This is a genomic window from Croceibacterium salegens (genome assembly GCF_009827435.1).
Taxonomy (GTDB): Bacteria; Pseudomonadota; Alphaproteobacteria; order Sphingomonadales; family Sphingomonadaceae; genus Croceibacterium_B; species Croceibacterium_B salegens.
This window is the reverse complement of record NZ_WTYM01000059.1, coordinates 84,036-103,303: the sequence shown is the minus strand read 5'-3', so window position 1 is coordinate 103,303 and position 19,268 is coordinate 84,036. Positions and strand designations below refer to the sequence as shown.

Genomic DNA, 19,268 nt, shown 5'->3' with positions numbered 1-19,268 from the left:
GCGCTGATAGCGGCGCGCCCGCGCCGGGTGAACCGGGTGGAAAACTTTTCCTTAGTCTGCCTGGTTGAGCTTCACGCTCGCGGCCATCCGGGCCATCTGCTCCGGCGTCGCCTCGCCTTGGAACTTCGCCTTCCACTCTTCCTCCGGCATGCCGTGGATGACTTCGCGCGCGGCGGCCTTGTCGCCCTCGTAGCCGGCATCGCGGATCCAGTCGGCGAGGCAGTTGCGGCAGAACCCGGCGAGGCCCATCAGGTCGATGTTCTCGGCATCGTGGCGATGGCGCAGGTGGCGCACCAGCCGGCGGAACGCAGCGGCTGCGACGTCGTCGGGGAGCTGGTCGATTTGATCGGTCATTTCACTATTCCTTGTCTTGTCGCGCGGCTCTGACATAGGCACTTGCCGATGACAAAGCTCGAACCGCGCGGCCGCAAGGTCAAGATTCTCGCCACCCTCGGCCCTGCTTCGCGCGATCCGGAGATGCTCCGGCGGCTGCTGCGCGCCGGGGCCGACGCCTTCCGCGTCAACCTGAGCCACGGCGACCACGCGACCCATGCGGAGACGATCCGCACCGTCCGCGCGCTGGAAAAGGAAACGGGCCGCCCGATCGCCATCCTCTGCGACCTGCAGGGACCGAAGCTGCGCGTCGGCACTTTCAAGGACGGCGAAGCGCGCATCGCGCACGGTGCGACCTTCACGCTCGACCGCAAGGACGAGCCAGGCGATGCGACGCGCGCCTGCCTGCCGCATCCGGAGATCTTCGCGGTCATCGAAGTCGGCCAGCGCCTGCTTATCAACGACGGCAAGATTCGCCTGAGGGTGACCTCCGCATCGGCCGACGAGATCGTCTGCAAGGCCGAAGTCGGCGGTGTGATCTCCGACCGCAAGGGCGTCAACGTGCCCGACGCCGAAGTGCCGATCCCCGCGCTGACCGAGAAGGACCGCAAGGACCTCGCCTTCGCCATCCGCGAGGGTGCCGACTGGATCGGCCTCAGCTTCGTGCAGCGCCCCGAAGACCTCGCCGAGGCGCGGCGGTTGATGGGCGGATACGGCGCGCTCTGCGCCAAGATCGAGAAGCCGCAGGCGGTCAAGCGGCTCGACGAGATCATTGCCCTGTCCGACGGCGTGATGGTCGCGCGCGGCGACCTGGGCGTGGAGCTAAATCCCGAAGAGGTCCCGCCGCTGCAGAAGAAGATCGTCAACAAGACGCGCCTCACCGGCAAGCCGGTGATCGTGGCGACGCAGATGCTCGAATCGATGATCGAAAGCCCCGCCCCGACCCGCGCCGAAGTCTCCGACGTCGCCAACGCGGTCTACGACGGGGCCGACGCGGTCATGCTCTCGGCCGAAACCGCCGCCGGGAACTGGCCCGAAGAAGCGGTGCTGATGATGGACTCGATCGCCAAGCAGGTCGAGCAGGACGAGTCCTACCGGGAACGCGTCCACCTGCTCGACACGCCGTCGGACGCGACAACCGCCGACGCGCTGAGCCACGCCTGCCTGACCATCGCCGACACCGTCGCCATCAACACTATCATCGTTTTCACCGCGAGCGGGTCGAGCGCGCGGCGCGTGGCGCGCGAGCGGCCGGCGGTGCCGGTCATGGTGCTGACGCCTTCGGTCGCGACCGCGCGGCGCGTCGCCCTCCTATGGGGGGCGCACCCCGTTGCCACCAAGGACATCGGCAGCTTCGAAGAGATGATCGCCAAGGGCAAGCGCATGGCCCTGCGCCACGGCTTCGGCGCGGCAGGGTCGAAGGCGGTGGTGATGGCCGGCGTGCCGTTCGGCGTGCCCGGCGCGACCAACCTGCTCCACGTCGTCACCATCTCGGGCGACGAACTCGAGAAGCACCAGGGCGATTAACCCGCGGCGGCTTCCAGCCGCGCACGCGCTTCGGCTTCGCCAATAAGCGGTAGCAAAGCGGCCATGTCAGGGCCGGACGCACGGCCCGTCAAAGCGAGCCGCAGCGGCAGGAAGAGAGACTTGCCCTTGCGGCCCGTCGCTTCCTTGAGCGCGCCGGTCAGGCCATGCCACGGGTCGTCGCTCCACTGCAGCATGGCTGCAGCATCGGCGAGGTAGGCGCGGTCCTCGGCAGGCATGTCCGGCACCTCGACCGGCCCGGTCACGACCTCCCACCAGTCGGCTGCTTCGCCGACATGCGAGAGGTTCGGGCGGATCGCCTCCCAGCCCTCGCGGCTCATCCCGGCAGGCAGCCTTGCTGCAACATGGTCGAAGTCGAACTGGTGGACGACCGCAGCATTGAGGCGTTCCAGCTCGGCATCGTCGAAGCGCGCCGGGGCGCGGCCGAAGGTGCCGAGGTCGAAGCTCTCGACCAGCACCTCTCGCTGCAGAATCGGCTCGACCGGGAGCGAAGTCCCGATGCGTGCGAGCAGTGCGACGATGGCCTCTGGCTCGATGCCTTTATCGCGGAACGCATCGCAGCCAAGCGAGCCGAGGCGCTTCGAAAGCTTGCCCTCGCTGCCGGTCAGCAGCGCTTCGTGGGCGAAGCGCGGAGGTGCAGCATCGAGCGCAGTAAACATCTGAATTTGCAGCGCAGTGTTGGAAACATGGTCCTCACCGCGCAGCACGTCGGTGACGCCCATGGCGATGTCGTCGACCGCGCTCGGCAGCATGTAGAGCCACGATCCGTCGTGGCGGCGCACCACCGGGTCCGACAGTTGTGCCGGGTCGAAATGCTGCGGACCGCGGATGCCGTCGAGCCATTCGATCGCCTCGCCGTGGTCGAGCTTGAAGCGCCAGTGCGGCTGCTCTCCGGCGGCCTCTTTTGCTGCACGTTCGGCATCGCTCAGCTGCAATGCTGCACGGTCGTAGATCGGCGGCAGTCCGCGTCCGAGAAGGACCTTGCGCCTGAGTTCGAGTTCCTGCTGCGTCTCGTAACAGGGATAGACCCGGCCCGCTTCGCGCAGCCTCGCGAACGCCGTTTCGTAGTGCGCCAGCCGCTGCGACTGCCGCTCCTCGCCATCGGGATCGAGCCCGAGCCAGGCGAGGTCGGCGCGGATCGCGTCGACGTATTCCTCGCGGCTGCGCTCGGTATCGGTGTCGTCGATGCGCAGCAGGAAGTGTCCGCCCGCCTGCCGCGCCAGCATCCAGTTGTGCAGCGCGGTGCGGATGTTTCCGACATGGAGCCGCCCGGTGGGCGAAGGGGCAAAGCGGGTAACGATGGACATGGCCGGGTCAGCTAGACAAGAATGCGGCGGGGAGAAAGCTATTGATTGAAACCTCCGGTCCCGTTCGCAGCGGTTGTCTTGCCGCAGCCCTTGCCGTGGCCCTGCTTTCGGATCCGGCTTCGGCGACCACCATGTTTCCACAAAAGTTCACCTGCCCGGTCGGCGGCGAGACCTTCACGGACAACGTGATCGGAAGCTACACCACGTTCGGCCAGCGGCCCGACGGTCGTTCTTACGGCACGTTGCCGATTTATCCCCTCGTCGAATGTCCCGGGAACGGCTTTCCAATCTACCAGGAGGAGTTCACGCCGGAGGAACTGGCCAAACTCACAAAGCTGGTCGAGAGCTCCGAATTCCAGGCGCTGCGCAAGACCGAAACCTCGTACTTTCGGCTCTGGTGGCTGTTCCGCCAAATGGACAAGCCACCTACGCAGTTGGCGAATACGCTGCTGGTGGCCAGCTGGGAGAGCGACGACGACCCGGTCCGCAAGGCGCGGTACCAGGCCCTCTTCGTTACCGCCGCCGCGCAGGTCCCCCGGGAGGATGGCGAAGAATGGTACTACTACAACCTGCGGGCGGCGAACGCGCTGCGCGAGTTGGGGCGCTTCGAGGAAGCTGCCGACCTGTTGCACGCCATCGGGCCAAGCTCAGCCTCAATGGCTGACAAAGACGAGCTCGAAGCGGTGAACAAGCTGGTCGATGGCCTGACCCGCCTGATCGCGGAAGCCAATCCCGCGTCGGAGCCCACGAACCTCATTCCGCCGATGCAAGCCGCCCGGCGCTGCCTGGACGAAGCGTCCGCGCTTTCGCCGGTGGAAACGCAGGCCTGCGCCTCGCCGGACTATCGCGAGGCGATCGACGACTGGAGGGAATATCAGTCCAAGAGAAGCGAAGCGGACGGATACCTGGGCTAGCCGCCGCGGCTATTGCGAAAACAGCGTTACGCTGCGCAGCCCGCCCTTGAGGTCGATGCCGTTCTCGGGCGTGCGTTCGGCCTTCTTGGCGGAGTCGATCGCGCTGATCATCTGCACGACGTAGACCGGCAGCGGCTCGTCGCAGGGCTTGGCGTCGAGGCCGCCCGGCGGCGAGCGCTCGGTCGAAACCTTGCCGTCCTCGAAGGTGTAGCTCCAGCCGATCTGGCGGCAGTTGGGAAAGTCGATGCGCTCGTCGGTGATGCTCAGCGCAATCCCGTAAGCCGCATCGAGCGGTTGCCCGTCGATCCCGGCCACGCGGTATTCGCCGACGAGCGAGTCGAGCGGGGCCGGGGCCGGGGCCGGCGCGGCGGTACTCGGCGCGGGTTCGGGCGGCGGAGCGCCGCCGTCACACGCGGTCAGGGCCAGGGCGGCGAGAAGTGGAAGCAGCCGGTGCATGGCGGCCATGATGCGCCAGGATGGCGCGTCAGACCAGTTCCTTCATCGATGCCGGGTCGAAATCGGCCAGTTCGTCCTCGCGGCCGTCGCGGACCTTTTCGACCCACAGCGGGTCGGAGAGCAGCGCCCGGCCGACCGCGATGAGGTCGAACTCGCCGCGTTCCATCCGCTCGACGAGACCATCGAGTCCCTCGCGCTCGGCACCCTTGCCGCGGAACGAGCCGAGGAATTCGCTCGACAGCCCGACCGAGCCGACGCTGATCGTCGGCGCGCCGGTGAGCTTTTTCGCCCAGCCGGCGAAGTTGAGCCCGCCCTCGCCGTCGATCTCGGGGAACTCGGGCTCCCAGAAACGGCGCTGCGAACAATGGAGGATGTCGACCCCGGCGGAAACCAGCGGGCCGAGCCATTGCTCCATCTCCTGAGGCGTGGCGGCGAGACGCGTGTCGTAATCCTGCTGCTTCCACTGGCTGACGCGCAGGATCAGCGGATACTGCGCGCCGACCCGCGCACGCATCTCGCGCACGATCTCGGCGGCGAAGCGGCTGCGCTCGGCGATCGTCGCCCCGCCCCACTTGTCATTGCGCAGGTTCGTCCCCGGCCAGAAGAACTGGTCGATCAGGTAGCCATGCGCGCCGTGGATCTCGACCGTGTCGAACCCGAGATCGGCCGCGTCCCCGGCGGCGGCGGCGAAGGCCTCGATCGTGTCGGCAATCGCCTCCTCGCTCATCGGTTCGCCCACGCTCTCGCCTGGCTTGTTGATGCCCGAGGGCGTATCGAGCGCGCCGCGTTCGAACGAGGGGTCGGCCGTCGTGCCCCCGGTGTGCCAGATCTGCGGGCCCATCTTGCCGCCGGCGGCATGGACCGCGTCGATGACGCCTTTCCATCCGCCCAGCGGCGCTTCGGAATGGAAGTAGGGGATATGCGGCAGGTTGCGCGAAGCGGGCCGCCTGACCACCGTGCCTTCCGAGACGATCAGACCGACGCCGTGCGCGGCTCGGCGGGCGTAGTATTCGGCGTTCGGCTGCCCCGGAACGCCCTCGGGCGCCATGTTGCGCGTCATCGGCGCCATCACGATGCGGTTGGGCAGCGACAGCTTGGCGCTCGCGAACGGCTGGAACAGGACGCTGGTATCGGTCATCGGGAACTCCGTTTCGTTTCGCCACCCACGATGGGGTGCGGTGCAGTCCTGCTCAAGGGGCCTTGTCGGGGGTAAAGAAAAACCCCGCCGGATCGCGCCGGCGGGGCCATGTCCTGGTATCGCGGTGTCAGCCCTGGCGCTTGGCCGTGAACGACTCTCCGCCCTGCCCGGCAACGTCGCGCTTGAAGCTGATCTCGTCGGCCGAGACGATCTGCCCGGTGTAGGTGATGGCGAGCGGCTGGCCCTGGTAATTCAGGTTCTCGACGAAGGTGACCTTGTCGCCATCGACGGTGCCCTTGATGTCACCTTCGCCAAGGTTGGACTTGGCATGCCCGGTCAGCACCCCGCCCTCGACCTTGAAGGTGTAGGTATAGGTCTGCTCGCCGACCTGGCTGTCGAACTTCGTGGTCCAGGTTCCGCTGATGTCGGCGGCCGGTTCGGCGGCGACGGCCACTTGCGGCGCCAGGGCGACGGACGCGATCGCGACGAGCGCCGCGGCGGCGAATGCGTATGCAATCTGTTTCATGACAGTATCTCCCCTGAGTCCCCGTGCGGCAATCCTAGCGCCGAACGGGAACTTTGCCAGCCACAGCGTCCCGACCCTCGCTCGGGGCAAAGAAAAACCCCGCCGGATCGCTCCGGCGGGGTCTTGTTCTTTCCCGAGGCAGGCGAAGATTACTCTTCGTCTTCACCCTCGTCTTCGTCGCTCGCAGCGGGCTCACCGCCACCCATCGCGGCCTTCATGGCCTCTTCGCTGGGCACCGGATCGGCCTGCTCCAGGTAATCGCCGGCGTCGGCATCGGTGCCGTGGGTCTCGCCCTCGACCGCTGCCAGGGGATCGTCGCCGAGGTCGTCAGCAGGATCACGCATGGCTTCGGCCTTGCGCTCTTCCTCGGCCGAGTTGGCGGCGATCAGCGCTTCCTGCGCCTTCTTCCACGAAGCGCGCAGCGCGGCGTCGCGGCTGGAGGCGGTGACGCGCATCCGGTTCATGCCCGCGCCGGTACCGGCAGGGATGAGACGGCCGACGATCACGTTCTCCTTGAGGCCGATCAGCGTGTCCTTCTTTCCTTCGACCGCCGCCTGCGTCAGCACGCGGGTGGTTTCCTGGAACGAAGCGGCGGAGATGAAGCTGCGGGTCTGCAGGCTCGCCTTGGTGATGCCGAGCAGGATCGGCTTGCCTTCGGCGGGCTTCTTGCCCTTGGCCAGCTTGGCGTTGGCCTCGTTCATCTCTTCCAGGTCGACCTGTTCGCCCGGCAGCAGCACAGTGTCGCCACCGTCGGTGATCTCGACCTTCTGCAGCATCTGGCGAACGATCGTCTCGATGTGCTTGTCGTTGATCTTCACGCCCTGGAGCCGGTAGACTTCCTGGATCTCGTTCACGAGGTACTCGGCGAGCGCCTCGATCCCCAGAACCTCGAGGATGTCGTGCGGGTTCGGCGAGCCCGAGATCAGGGTGTCGCCCTTCTTCACGAAGTCGCCTTCCTGGACGTCGATCACCTTGGTCTTCGGGACCAGGTACTCGACCGGATCGCCCTCTTCCGGGATGATCGCGATCTTGCGCTTGGCCTTGTAGTCGCGGACGAATTCGATCCGGCCGCTGATCTTGGCGATGATCGCGTTGTCCTTCGGCATGCGCGCTTCGAACAGCTCCGCCACCCGCGGCAGACCGCCGGTGATGTCGCGGGTCTTGGCCGCCTCGCGCGAAGCACGGGCGAGAATGTCGCCGGCTTCGACCTCCTGGCCGTCCTCGACCGAGAGGATGGTGCCCGGGGCGAGCATGTAGCGCGCCGCCTCGGTCTCATCCGACTTCTTGGTCTTGCCCTTGCCCGCTGCATCGGCCTCGCCGAGCAGGGTCAGGCGCGGACGCAGGTCTTCCTTCTTGGAACGACCGGCGGCGCGGTACTCGGTGACCACGCGCTGGGCGATGCCGGTGGCTTCGTCGACGCGCTCTTCCATCGTCTTGCCGTCGGCCAGGTCCTGGTAGCGGACCACGCCCGACTGCTCGGTGATGATCGGCAGGGTGAACGGATCCCATTCCGCCAGCCGGTCGCCTTCCTTCACCTTGCCGCCGTCCTTGAACATCAGCACGGTACCGTAGGGCACGCGGTGGATCGCGCGCTCACGGCCCTCGGCGTCGATGATCGCCATCTCGCCGTTGCGGGCGAGCGAGAGGATGCGGTTCTTCTTGTCGACAATGGTCGGCATGTCGCGATATTCGATCTTGCCGTCCGAGATCGCTTCGAGGTGGCTCGTTTCGTTGAGCTGCGCCGCGCCGCCGATGTGGAAGGTCCGCATCGTCAGCTGGGTGCCGGGCTCGCCGATCGACTGCGCGGCGATGACGCCGACAGCCTCGCCGATGTTGACCGGCGTACCGCGAGCGAGGTCGCGGCCGTAGCAGCTCGCGCAGACGCCCTGTTCCGCTTCGCAGACCAGCGGCGAACGGATCTTGGCCGACTGCACTTCGGCTTCCTCGATGACCTTGACCATCGCTTCGTCGATCAGCGTGCCGGCCTTGACTAGCACTTCGCCGGTCTTGGCATCTACGATGTCCTCGGCCGAGGTACGGCCGAGGACGCGCTCGCCGAGGCTGGCAATGACCGAGCCGCCCTGGATGATGGCGCGCATCTCCATGGCGTTCTTGGTCTTGCAGTCCTCCTCGACGATTACGCAGTCCTGCGACACGTCGACGAGACGGCGGGTCAGGTAACCCGACGAAGCAGTCTTGAGCGCGGTGTCCGCGAGGCCCTTGCGGGCGCCGTGGGTCGAGTTGAAGTATTCAAGGACGGTCAGGCCTTCCTTGAAGTTCGAGATGATCGGGGTCTCGATGATCTCGCCCGACGGCTTGGCCATGAGGCCGCGCATGCCGGCAAGCTGCTTCATCTGCGCCGGCGAACCACGCGCACCGGAGTGGCTCATCATGTAGATCGAGTTGACCGGTGCCTCGCGCCCGTCGTCGTCCTTCGGCGTCGCGCGGATCTCGTCCATCATGGCGTTCGCCACCTGGTCGCCGCAACGGCTCCAGGCGTCGATCACCTTGTTGTACTTTTCCTGCTGGGTGATGAAGCCGTCCTGGTACTGCTGTTCGTAGTCGGCGACGAGCTTCTTGGTCTCCTCGATCATGTCGTTCTTGGAGTCCGGGATGATCATGTCATCCTTGCCGAAGCTGATGCCGGCACGGCAGGCGTGACGGAAGCCCAGCGCCATGATCGCGTCGGCGAACAGCACCGTGTCCTTCTGGCCGGTGTGGCGATAGACCTGGTCGATGACGTCGCCGATGTCCTTCTTGGTGAGGAGCTTGTTGATGACCGAGAACGGCACCGTGTGGCTCTTCGGAAGGCATTCGCCGATCAGCATGCGGCCCGGCGTCGTGTCGACGCGCGCCATGTACTCCTTGCCGTCCTCGCCCGTCTGCGGGACGCGGGTGGTGATCTTGGAGTGCAGCGTCACCGCGCCGACCTGCAGCGCCTGGTGGACTTCCTTGATGTCGGCCAGGACCTTGCCCTCGCCCGGCTCGCCTTCGCGGTCCATCGAGAGGTAGTAGAGGCCCAGCACCATGTCCTGCGAGGGCACGATGATCGGCTTGCCGTTGGCCGGCGAGAGGATGTTGTTGGTGCTCATCATCAGCACGCGCGCTTCGAGCTGGGCTTCCAGCGACAGCGGCACGTGAACCGCCATCTGGTCACCGTCGAAGTCGGCGTTGAAGGCCGAGCAGACCAGCGGGTGAAGCTGGATCGCCTTGCCCTCGATCAGTACCGGCTCGAAGGCCTGGATGCCGAGGCGGTGGAGCGTCGGCGCGCGGTTGAGGAGGACCGGGTGCTCGCGAATGACTTCGTCGAGGATGTCCCAGACTTCCTTGCGCTCCTTCTCGACCCACTTCTTGGCCTGCTTCAGGGTCATCGAGAGACCCTTGGCGTCGAGCCGGGCGTAGATGAACGGCTTGAACAGCTCGAGCGCCATCTTCTTGGGCAGGCCGCACTGGTGCAGCTTGAGCTCCGGACCGGTCACGATGACCGAGCGGCCCGAGTAGTCGACGCGCTTGCCGAGCAGGTTCTGGCGGAAGCGGCCCTGCTTGCCCTTGAGCATGTCGGACAGCGACTTGAGCGGACGCTTGTTGGCGCCGGTGATGACGCGGCCGCGGCGGCCGTTGTCGAACAGCGCATCGACCGCTTCCTGCAGCATGCGCTTTTCGTTGCGGACGATGATGTCCGGCGCGCGCAGCTCCATCAGGCGCTTGAGGCGGTTGTTACGGTTGATGACGCGGCGGTAGAGGTCGTTGAGGTCCGAGGTCGCGAAGCGGCCGCCGTCGAGCGGGACGAGCGGGCGCAGTTCCGGCGGAATGACCGGCACGACGTCGAGGATCATCCATTCCGGGCGGTTGCCCGAATCGATGAAGCTTTCGACCACCTTGAGGCGCTTGATGATCTTCTTCGGCTTGAGCGCCGACTTGGTCGTCGCCAGCTCTTCCATCAGCGCGTCACGCTCGGCCTCGAGGTCGAGGTCCATGAGCATGATCTTGACCGCCTCGGCGCCGATCCCGGCGGTGAAAGCGTCCTCGCCATACTCGTCCTGCGCGTCGAGCAGCTCGTCCTCGGTCAGGAGCTGGAATTTCTCCATCGGGGTCAGGCCCGGCTCGGTGACGATGTAGCTCTCGAAGTAGAGCACGCGCTCGAGCTGCTTGAGCTGCATGTCGAGCAGCAGGCCGATGCGCGAGGGCAGCGACTTCAGGAACCAGATGTGCGCGACCGGCGCGGCCAGTTCGATGTGGCCCATGCGCTCGCGGCGGACCTTGGTCACGGTGACCTCGACGCCGCACTTTTCGCAGACGACGCCCTTGTACTTCATGCGCTTGTACTTGCCGCACAGGCACTCGTAGTCCTTCACCGGACCGAAGATGCGGGCGCAGAACAGGCCGTCACGCTCGGGCTTGAACGTGCGGTAGTTGATCGTTTCCGGCTTCTTGATCTCGCCGAACGACCACGACCGGATGCGCTCCGGGGAGGCGATCCCGATCTGGATCTGGTCGAAGGTTTCCGGCTTGGCCAGCTGGTTGGTGAATTTGCTCAGTTCGTTCATTTTTTCAGTTCCCGTACGGGGTGAAATTCATAGGGCGGATGGGGAGAGTGCCGAGGCGCCCTCCGTCACTCCGCCGCCATCAGCGCCGGATCGTCGTCTTCGTCCTCGTCTTCCCCGAGGCTGGAGAGTTCGACGTTCAGGCCGAGGCTGCGCATTTCCTTCACGAGCACGTTGAAGCTCTCCGGGATGCCGGCCTCGAAGGTGTCGTCACCCTTGACGATCGCTTCGTAAACCTTGGTCCGGCCGACCACGTCGTCGGACTTCACGGTGAGCATTTCCTGCAGCGTGTAGGCGGCACCGTAGGCCTGGAGCGCCCAGACCTCCATTTCGCCGAAGCGCTGGCCGCCGAACTGCGCCTTGCCGCCCAGCGGCTGCTGGGTGACGAGCGAGTACGGACCGATCGAACGGGCGTGGATCTTGTCGTCGACTAGGTGGTGCAGCTTGAGCATGTAGATGTAGCCCACGGTGACCTTGCGGTCGAAGGCGTCGCCGGTGCGGCCGTCGTAGAGCGTGACCTGGCCCGAGCTGTCGAACCCGGCCTTCTCGAGCATCGCGGTGACGTCGGCTTCCTTGGCGCCGTCGAACACCGGGGTGCCCATCGGCACGCCGTTCTTCAGGTTCTCCGCCAGTTCGACGATCTCGTCGGTCGAGCGGCCCTTGATCTCGTCGGCGTAGTTCTCGCCGTAGATATCGACGAGCTTGTCGACCAGCGCGCTCGGCGGCTTCGAGGCCACCGGGTCCGGATTGGCTTCGCGCCACTTCTCGAGCTCGGCAGTGACCTGCTGGCCAAGGCCGCGCGCGGCGAGGCCGAGGTGGGTCTCGAAGATCTGCCCGACGTTCATGCGCGAAGGCACGCCCAGCGGGTTGAGCACGATGTCGACCGGGGTGCCGTCTTCCATGAACGGCATGTCCTCGGCCGGCAGGATGCGGCTGATGACGCCCTTGTTGCCGTGACGGCCGGCCATCTTGTCGCCCGGCTGCAGCTTGCGCTTAACTGCAACGAAGACCTTGACCATCTTGAGCACGCCCGGGGCAAGTTCGTCACCGCGTTCGAGCTTCTCCTTGCGGTCTTCGAACTTCTCCTCGATCGCTTTGACGGCGTCGTCGTACTGGCCCTTCACCGCTTCGAGCTGGGCCTGCATCTTGTCTTCGGCGACCGCGAACTTGAACCATTCGTACTTGTCGACGGTGTCGAGCAGGGCCGCATCGATCTTGGTGCCCTTCTTGATGCCCTTCGGCGCCGCCGAAGCGGTCTGGCCGTCGAGCATCTCGGCAAGGCGGTTGTAGGTCGCGCGGTTGAGAATGTTGCGTTCGTCCTCGCTGTCCTTCTTGAGGCGTTCGATTTCCTCGTTCTGGATGGCGCGGGTACGGTCGTCGATCTCGATGCCGTGGCGGTTGAAGACACGGACCTCGACGATCGTGCCGGCCACGCCCGGCGGCAGGCGGAGCGAGGTGTCGCGCACGTCGCTGGCCTTTTCGCCGAAGATGGCGCGCAGCAGCTTCTCTTCCGGCGTCATCGGGCTTTCGCCCTTGGGCGTGATCTTGCCGACCAGGATATCGCCCGGATGCACTTCGGCGCCGATATAGACGATGCCCGCCTCGTCGAGGTTGCGCAGGGCTTCCTCGCCGACGTTCGGGATGTCGCGGGTGATGTCTTCCGGACCCAGCTTGGTGTCGCGGGCCATGACCTCGAATTCCTCGATGTGGATCGAGGTGAACACGTCGTCCTTCACGATGCGTTCGGAGATCAGGATCGAGTCCTCGTAGTTGTAGCCGTTCCACGGCATGAACGCGACGAGGCTGTTGCGGCCCAGCGCCAGTTCGCCGAGGTCGGTCGAAGGACCGTCGGCGATGATGTCGCCGGCCTCGACCACGTCACCGACCTTCACCAGCGGGCGCTGGTTGATGCAGGTGTTCTGGTTCGAGCGCTGGAACTTCTGCAGCGTGTAGATGTCCACGCCGGGGTTGGTCGTGTCGACCTCGCCCGAGGCGCGGATCACGATGCGGGTGGCGTCGACCTGGTCGACCACGCCCGAGCGCATCGCGCCGATCGCGGCGCCCGAATCGCGCGCCACGGTCTCTTCCATGCCGGTGCCGACGAACGGCGCTTCGGCCTTCACCAGCGGCACCGCCTGGCGCTGCATGTTCGAGCCCATCAGAGCGCGGTTGGCGTCGTCGTTCTCGAGGAACGGGATCAGCGAGGCGGCGACCGAGACGAGCTGCTTGGGCGAAACGTCCATCAGCGTCACGTGCTCGCGCTGGCTCATCACGAACTCGCCGTTCTGGCGGGCCGAGACGAGCTCTTCCTCGAAGCTGCCGTCCTTGTTGAGTTCGGCCGAGGCCTGGGCGACGGTGTGCTTCTGCTCTTCCATCGCCGAGAGGTAGGTCACCTCACCCTTCACCTTGCCGTCGACGACGGTGCGGTACGGGGTTTCGATGAAGCCGTACTTGTTGACGCGGGCGAAGGTCGACAGCGAGTTGATCAGGCCGATGTTCGGGCCTTCCGGCGTTTCGATCGGACAGATGCGGCCGTAGTGCGTCGGGTGGACGTCGCGGACTTCGAAGCCGGCACGCTCACGGGTGAGACCGCCCGGGCCGAGCGCCGAAACGCGGCGCTTGTGGGTGACTTCCGAGAGCGGGTTGGTCTGGTCCATGAACTGCGACAGCTGGCTCGACCCGAAGAACTCGCGCACCGCGGCGACCGCGGGCTTGGCGTTGATCAGGTCGTTGGGCATCACGGTCGAGACGTCGACCGAGCTCATCCGCTCCTTCACCGCGCGCTCCATGCGCAGCAGGCCGACGCGGTACTGGTTCTCGAGCAGCTCGCCGACCGAGCGGACGCGGCGGTTGCCGAGGTTGTCGATGTCGTCGACCTCGCCCTTGCCGTCCTTCAGGTCGACCAGTTCCTTGACCACCGCGAGGATGTCTTCCTTGCGCAGCGTGGTCACGGTGTCTTCGGCGTCGAGGCCGAGGCGCATGTTGAGCTTGACGCGGCCGACGGCGGAGAGGTCGTAGCGCTCACCGTCGAAGAACAGGCCTTCGAACAACGCTTCGGCGGTTTCCTTGGTCGGCGGTTCGCCCGGGCGCATGACCTTGTAGATCGCCTCGAGGCCTTCGTCGCGGTTCTCGGCCTTGTCGACCTGCAGGGTGTTGCGAATCCACGGACCGGTGTTGACGTGGTCGATGTCGAGCAGGTCGAGCTGGTCGATGCCGGCCTTGTCGAGCTTCTCGAGGTTCTCCGGCGAGACTTCGTCGCCCGCTTCGATGTAGATGCGGCCGGTGCTCTCGTCGATCAGGTCGTCGGCGGCGTAGCGGCCGAAGATTTCCTCGGTCGGGATGAGCAGGGTCTTGAGCCCGTCCTTCTCGGCCTTGTTGGCTGCACGCGGCGAGACCTTCTGGTTGGCGGGGAACACTTCCTCGCCGGTCTTGGCGTCGACCAGCGCGAAGCTCGGCTTGGCGCCGCGCCACTGTTCGGCGACGAACGGGATTTCCCAGCCCTCGCCCTTCTTGCCGGTGGTCCGCTTCCAGGTGATGGTGTTGTAGAAGCGGTGCAGGATCTGCTCGCCGTCGAGGCCGAGGGCATAGAGCAGCGAGGTGACCGGCAGCTTGCGCTTGCGGTCGATGCGAACGTTGACGATGTCCTTGGCGTCGAATTCGAAATCGAGCCACGAACCGCGGTACGGGATCACGCGGGCAGCGAAGAGGAACTTGCCCGAGGAATGGGTCTTGCCGCGGTCATGGTCGAACAGCACGCCGGGCGAACGGTGCATCTGCGAGACGATGACGCGTTCGGTGCCGTTGATGATGAAGGTGCCGTTCTCGGTCATGAGCGGCATATCGCCCATGTAGACGTCCTGCTCCTTGATATCGAGCACGGAGCGGGTTTCGGTCTCGGTGTCGACCTCGAACACGATCAGGCGCAGCGTGACCTTCATCGGCGCCGCATAGGTGATGCCGCGCTGGCGGCATTCGGTGGTGTCGTACTTCGGGTCTTCGAGTTCGTAGTGCACGAAGTCGAGCTCGGCGGTGCCGGCGAAGTCGCGGATCGGGAAGACCGAGCGCAGGGTCTTCTCGAGACCCGAAACGTAGCCGGTGCTGCGGTCGGAACGCAGGAACTGTTCGTAGCTCTCGCGCTGCACCTCGATCAGGTTCGGCATTTGCACCACTTCGTGGATGTTGCCGAAGATCTTGCGGATGCGCTTGCTCTTGCTGCCGGCCTTGCTCGGGGCCTTGGTCTTGGTCGCCATGGGGTGGGACTTGCCTCTTCGCTTCGCGCCGGCAACTCGCGCCGGCTATTGAAATTCGCTCGGAGCGGTAGGTGCCGGGAGACGCAAAAGGGCCGCAGCTAGGGCGCACCTTACCGGTGGCCGGACTGCAGCCTCGTATCGAGTCTCACGGGAGCCGGGCTTCCTTCCTGAAACACACCCCCGCGTTAGGTGCGCCTTGCTCGAAGCGATCGGCTGAGCGCCATATAGGAATGCGGCCCTTCGCGGTCAACACCCGAACGCGGTGAAATTCCCCTCGTCAGGCAGGCGTGGTAACAGCAGTGCCGAACGATCCGGAAGAGGGAAAGGCATGGCGAAAATGGCGCGCTGGATGCTGGCGGTGCTGGCGCTTTGCGTCCTCGGCCCCGCGGCTTCCGGCGAGGCGGGCCCAGCGGCCCCGCGGATCGTCGCCGTCGGCGATTTGCACGGCGACTTTGCCGCCTTTCTCGATATCGTCGAGGCGGCGGGCGTGGCAGACGCAGGGGGGCGCTGGACCGGCGGAAAGACCACCTTCGTCCAGCTCGGCGACGTGCCCGACCGGGGTGCGGATTCGCTCAAGATCATCCGCTTCCTGCAAAAGCTCGAAAAGGCCGCGCCCAGGGCCGGCGGCAAGACGATCCTGCTGGTCGGCAACCACGAGGCGATGAACGTGACCGGCGACCTGCGCTACGTCTCGGCGGGCGAGTACGCCGCCTTCGCCGACGGCAAGTCGAAGGCGCGGCGCGACAGGCTTTTCGACCGCAACAGCGCCTCGATCATCGCCTCATACAAGGAGCAGGTGCCGGACGGCTCGATCCCCGCGATCAAGAGGCTGTGGGAAGGCACCTACCCGCTCGGCAAGATCGAGCACCGCCTCGCCTGGGCGCCCAAGGGCGAGATCGGCATGTGGGTCATGTCGCACCCCGCCGTCGCCGAGATCGACGGGACACTGTTCGTCCACGGCGGTCTCAGCGTGGAATATTCGGTCCGTCCGATCGCCGAGATCAACAAGCAGGTCCGCGCGGCGCTGGCGTCGGACACGGGCGAGGAACCTTCGATCCTCACCGATCCGCATGGTCCGCTCTGGTATCGCGGCAACGTCTCGCGCGCCGGCGAGGACGAGACCGAGCGCAAGGACGAGGTCGAGCCACCGTCTATCGAGGACGAGCTTGCGCAGGTCCTCGCCGCATATGGCGCGAAGCGGCTGGTCGTGGCGCACACGCCCGACCTCAACGGCATCGAGGCCAGCAACGGCGGGCGACTGGTCCGCGTCGATACGGGCATTTCGTCGGTCTACGGCGGTCCGCGCAGCTACCTCGAGATCACCGGCGGCAAGGCGCTGGCGTGGCGCAAGACGGCCGAGGGCAAGTGGGAGAGCATGGCGCTGCCGTCACCCGACTAGGCCGCAAGGAGACAGAGGGGATTGCGATGAAGCTTGCACTTTTGCTCGGCGCCATGGCGACAACTTTCGCCGCACCCGCGCTGGCCGATGACGAGCCAAAGCCGCTGTTTGCGCAGGACGCGCCGCTGACGATCACCATCGACGGCCCGATCCGCAAGATTTCGCGCAGCGCCGCGCGATCGACCGACCCCTACCCGGCGACACTGACGATTGACGGCGAGACGATCCCGATCACGCTCGCCGCGCGCGGACTGTCGCGAAGGCAGCCGACCAGCTGTTCGTTCCCGCCGCTGCGGGTGCAACTGACCGGCAAGCCGACTGAGACCTCGCCGTTCGCCGGGCAGAAGACCCTCAAGCTGGTCACGCATTGCCGCGAGAGGGGAGACTTCGAACGCTACGCGCTGCGCGAATACGCCGCCTATCGGCTGTACAACCGCCTGACGAGCGAAAGCCTGCGCGTCCGCCTCCTGCGCGTCCGCTATCTCGACGCCGGCAAGGATGTGTCGGAGCACTGGGGCTTCTTCATCGAGGACATCGACGATGCCGCCGAGCGCATGGGCGGCAAAGAGCTGGAGGTACCGGGTGTCTCCTACGCCGCGCTCGACAGCGCCGATGCCTCGCGGGTCGCGATGTTCCGCTACATGATCAGCGATCTCGATTTCGATACCGCGCAGGGCCCGGAAGGGACCGACTGCTGCCACAACTCCAAGCTCGTCGGAGAAACGAAGGAATCGCGATCCGCACTCATTCCGGTACCCTACGACTTCGACTTTTCGGGCTTCGTGAACGCCCCATACGCCTTGCCGCCGGAAAGCATCGGTGTCAGGTCGGTGCGCGAGCGCCATTACCGCGGACTGTGCCGCGACAACGAGACCGCCCGGCAGGCGGCGCGCGAATTCATCGCCGCGCGGCCCGCGCTGGAAGCGGAAATTCGCGGCATTACCCAGATCGAGGCAGACGATCGCGACCACCTGATCGGTTTCATCGCCGACTTCTTCGACGATGTCGCCACTCCCGACCTCGTGGAGAAGAAGCTGCTCAAGGATTGCCGCTAAGGGGCGATCTTCAGCCGCCGCGAGGGGGACAAGGGTACTGCGCCAGCGTCGCCTTGCGGGTGCGCGATCCCTCGTCGGCCAGCAGCAGCCGGCAGCCCCGTATCACAGCGATGCCTTCGGTCTGCGGGTGGCGCTGGTGGTCGAGCGTGTCCTTGGCCAGCAGGTTGCCGTTGCGGTCGATCTGCAGCAGCAGGCGATTGCGGCCCGAGACGACGAAGAGCCGGCTGTTGGATTCATCCCATTCGAAGCCTGACGGGGCGAATTCCGCGCGCTCCTTCCTCTTGAGCAAATCCCTGAGCGGCCGCGACAGCCAGGGCTCCTGCGCGGCCTGCTCGTCGCCGATGCGCCAGGTGTAGATTTCAAGGCGCGGCTTGCCCTCGTCCTTGCGCAGCCGCTTGCACAGGATCAGCAGGTGCCCAGCTTCCGGGGCGTTGGTCAGCCCTTCGATCTCGCACCGGGCGCCGACACCGCTGTCGTAGACGGTATAGGGCACGCGCTGGCCGCTCTTGCCCGGTCGGGCAGCGTAGATCAGTCCGTCGCTGGAAATGAGGAACACATCACCACCGGAATAGGCGATGCCTTCGAAATCGCCCTCGATCGTCGGATCGCCGAGGGCGAAGGTGCGCCGGACGTGCCCATCCTCAAGGTCAATTTCGTAAACGATGGCGTATTCGTCGTCGTGCGCGAACACGCTGTTTGGTCCGGCCACGGCCAGTCCCGAGACCTCCTGCAATTCGTTGCCGAGCGCGAAGCTGACGTTCCCCTCGGGCGCGGCTCCGCAGCAGGCAAGCACTGCGAGGAGAGGCGCGGCAACCGGTAGGCGGATCATTCCCGCGGGGCCTGCGCGGCAGGCGGTGCGATGAGACCGGCCTCGGGCGGTTCGGGTTTCACCTTGACGGAGTTGCGGCGCAGGAAACGATGCGCGCCCTTCACGCCGCCGTAGTCGGTAAGCCAGAGGGCGACGAACAGGTAGTTGAACAGCACCGTCGTCACGAGCGCGATCTCGATCGCCCCGACCCCGGCGGCGAGGCCCATGGCGATGGCGAGCAAGACGTAGAGCGCATCGCCCGAGCTCTTGAGCGTGTTGCGGAAGCGCACGGCACCAACGATCCCGGCGAGCGAGAAGGCCAGCGCCAGCGAATTGTGCACGAGGATGACGATGGCGGTGACGATCACCGGCAGGACGATCATCGTCTCGACCAGCGACTGGTCGAATTCCTTGCGGCTGCGGCTGGCCATGTACGACCAGCTTACCGGCAGGGCCGTGAGCAGGGCGCCGGTCACCGCGATGACCAGCCACAGCACGCTGCCGGCAAGGTTGGCGACGCGCGTGGCGCCGATTTCGATCGATTCGAAGGGGTCGCTGGCTGGCCCGGCGAGCAGGTTCTCCGCCCCGCCGATCGGCAGGAAGTCGGCGAAACCCGGGATGAACGCGGCGAGCGCGAAGACCAGCGCGGTGATCGCCGCATAATAGAGCGTCAGTATGACGAACAGCCTGGCAGCCCGCATTTGCGCCTCCCCTACCGTCCTCGCAGATACCCTATTGTCCCGGGCGCGCCAATCGCGACGCAGGCAGATATCGTTTTTCGATATTATCGATTGACTATATGGCGCACTTCCCTTATTGAATATCGATATTGCCCTTAGTGGAGATCGATAAATGTCTCGCCTGACCCGCACAGCCGCCGCTGCCATTGCCGCTCTGTTCCTTGCCGCCGGTACCATCGTTCCGGTCGTAACCGTCCCTGCCGCCCACGCGGCATCGCTCATCGCCGTACCGGCGCTCGCCTGAGGGGAGAGA

The 19,268-nt window shown here is 65.8% G+C and carries 14 protein-coding genes; 5 read left to right on the top strand and 9 right to left on the bottom strand.

Annotated elements, in window-relative coordinates:
• Nucleotides 1-51: 51 nt before the first annotated feature.
• On the bottom strand, nucleotides 52-354 hold the full coding sequence (locus GRI89_RS16650; RefSeq protein ID WP_159798006.1) for a DUF1244 domain-containing protein: 303 nt from the start codon (nucleotides 352-354) through the stop codon (nucleotides 52-54).
• Nucleotides 355-402: 48 nt separating this feature from the next.
• Between GRI89_RS16650 and pyk the strand changes: the two genes are divergently transcribed.
• On the top strand, nucleotides 403-1,860 hold the full coding sequence (gene pyk / locus GRI89_RS16645; RefSeq protein WP_159798004.1) for a pyruvate kinase: 1,458 nt from the start codon (nucleotides 403-405) through the stop codon (nucleotides 1,858-1,860).
• On the opposite strand, the gene gltX is transcribed toward pyk, so the two are convergent.
• A complete protein-coding gene (gene gltX / locus GRI89_RS16640) occupies nucleotides 1,857-3,185 on the bottom strand; it encodes a glutamate--tRNA ligase (RefSeq protein ID WP_159798002.1) in 1,329 nt (442 codons plus the stop codon). The two genes, pyk and gltX, sit on opposite strands and share 4 nt — an antisense overlap.
• A 41-nt stretch (nucleotides 3,186-3,226) precedes the next feature.
• Here gltX and GRI89_RS16635 point away from each other — a divergent pair, with 41 nt between their 5' ends.
• Nucleotides 3,227-4,099: a hypothetical protein gene (locus GRI89_RS16635; protein ID WP_159798000.1), complete on the top strand. Its 873-nt coding sequence runs from the start codon at nucleotides 3,227-3,229 to the stop codon at nucleotides 4,097-4,099.
• Nucleotides 4,100-4,108: 9 nt separating this feature from the next.
• Here GRI89_RS16635 and GRI89_RS16630 read toward each other — a convergent pair whose 3' ends face one another.
• The 5 genes from GRI89_RS16630 to rpoB form a co-directional block, all read right to left on the bottom strand.
• The gene (locus GRI89_RS16630) at nucleotides 4,109-4,564 is read right to left on the bottom strand and encodes a hypothetical protein (protein WP_159797998.1); all 456 of its coding nucleotides are present in this window, start codon (nucleotides 4,562-4,564) and stop codon (nucleotides 4,109-4,111) included.
• Between the two features lie 19 nt (nucleotides 4,565-4,583).
• Nucleotides 4,584-5,693 carry an NADH:flavin oxidoreductase gene (locus GRI89_RS16625; protein WP_159797996.1) on the bottom strand — a complete coding sequence of 370 codons (1,110 nt, stop codon included), beginning with the start codon at nucleotides 5,691-5,693 and terminating at the stop codon, nucleotides 4,584-4,586.
• A gap of 127 nt (nucleotides 5,694-5,820) precedes the next feature.
• Complete coding sequence (locus GRI89_RS16620) at nucleotides 5,821-6,219, bottom strand: hypothetical protein (RefSeq protein WP_159797994.1); 399 nt, start codon at nucleotides 6,217-6,219, stop codon at nucleotides 5,821-5,823.
• Between the two features lie 149 nt (nucleotides 6,220-6,368).
• On the bottom strand, nucleotides 6,369-10,766 hold the full coding sequence (rpoC, locus tag GRI89_RS16615; RefSeq protein WP_159797992.1) for a DNA-directed RNA polymerase subunit beta': 4,398 nt from the start codon (nucleotides 10,764-10,766) through the stop codon (nucleotides 6,369-6,371).
• A gap of 65 nt (nucleotides 10,767-10,831) precedes the next feature.
• Nucleotides 10,832-15,013, bottom strand: coding sequence for a DNA-directed RNA polymerase subunit beta (rpoB, locus tag GRI89_RS16610; protein WP_159797990.1), 4,182 nt, complete (start codon nucleotides 15,011-15,013; stop codon nucleotides 10,832-10,834).
• 328 nt (nucleotides 15,014-15,341) lie between these two features.
• On the opposite strand from rpoB, the gene GRI89_RS16605 reads away from it, so the two are divergent.
• The gene (locus tag GRI89_RS16605; protein WP_159797988.1) at nucleotides 15,342-16,412 is read left to right on the top strand and encodes a metallophosphoesterase; all 1,071 of its coding nucleotides are present in this window, start codon (nucleotides 15,342-15,344) and stop codon (nucleotides 16,410-16,412) included.
• 26 nt (nucleotides 16,413-16,438) lie between these two features.
• Nucleotides 16,439-17,467 carry a CotH family protein gene (locus GRI89_RS16600; protein ID WP_159797986.1) on the top strand — a complete coding sequence of 343 codons (1,029 nt, stop codon included), beginning with the start codon at nucleotides 16,439-16,441 and terminating at the stop codon, nucleotides 17,465-17,467.
• A 10-nt stretch (nucleotides 17,468-17,477) separates the two neighbouring features.
• Here GRI89_RS16600 and GRI89_RS16595 read toward each other — a convergent pair whose 3' ends face one another.
• The gene (locus GRI89_RS16595) at nucleotides 17,478-18,296 is read right to left on the bottom strand and encodes an SdiA-regulated domain-containing protein (protein ID WP_159797984.1); all 819 of its coding nucleotides are present in this window, start codon (nucleotides 18,294-18,296) and stop codon (nucleotides 17,478-17,480) included.
• A complete protein-coding gene (locus GRI89_RS16590) occupies nucleotides 18,293-18,976 on the bottom strand; it encodes a DUF4956 domain-containing protein (protein WP_159797982.1) in 684 nt (227 codons plus the stop codon). The genes GRI89_RS16595 and GRI89_RS16590 overlap by 4 nt, the downstream gene beginning before the upstream one ends.
• 151 nt (nucleotides 18,977-19,127) lie before the next feature.
• On the opposite strand from GRI89_RS16590, the gene GRI89_RS18210 reads away from it, so the two are divergent.
• Entirely contained in the window at nucleotides 19,128-19,259 is a 132-nt protein-coding gene (locus tag GRI89_RS18210; protein ID WP_268891793.1) for a hypothetical protein, read from the top strand.
• Nucleotides 19,260-19,268: the final 9 nt, after the last annotated feature.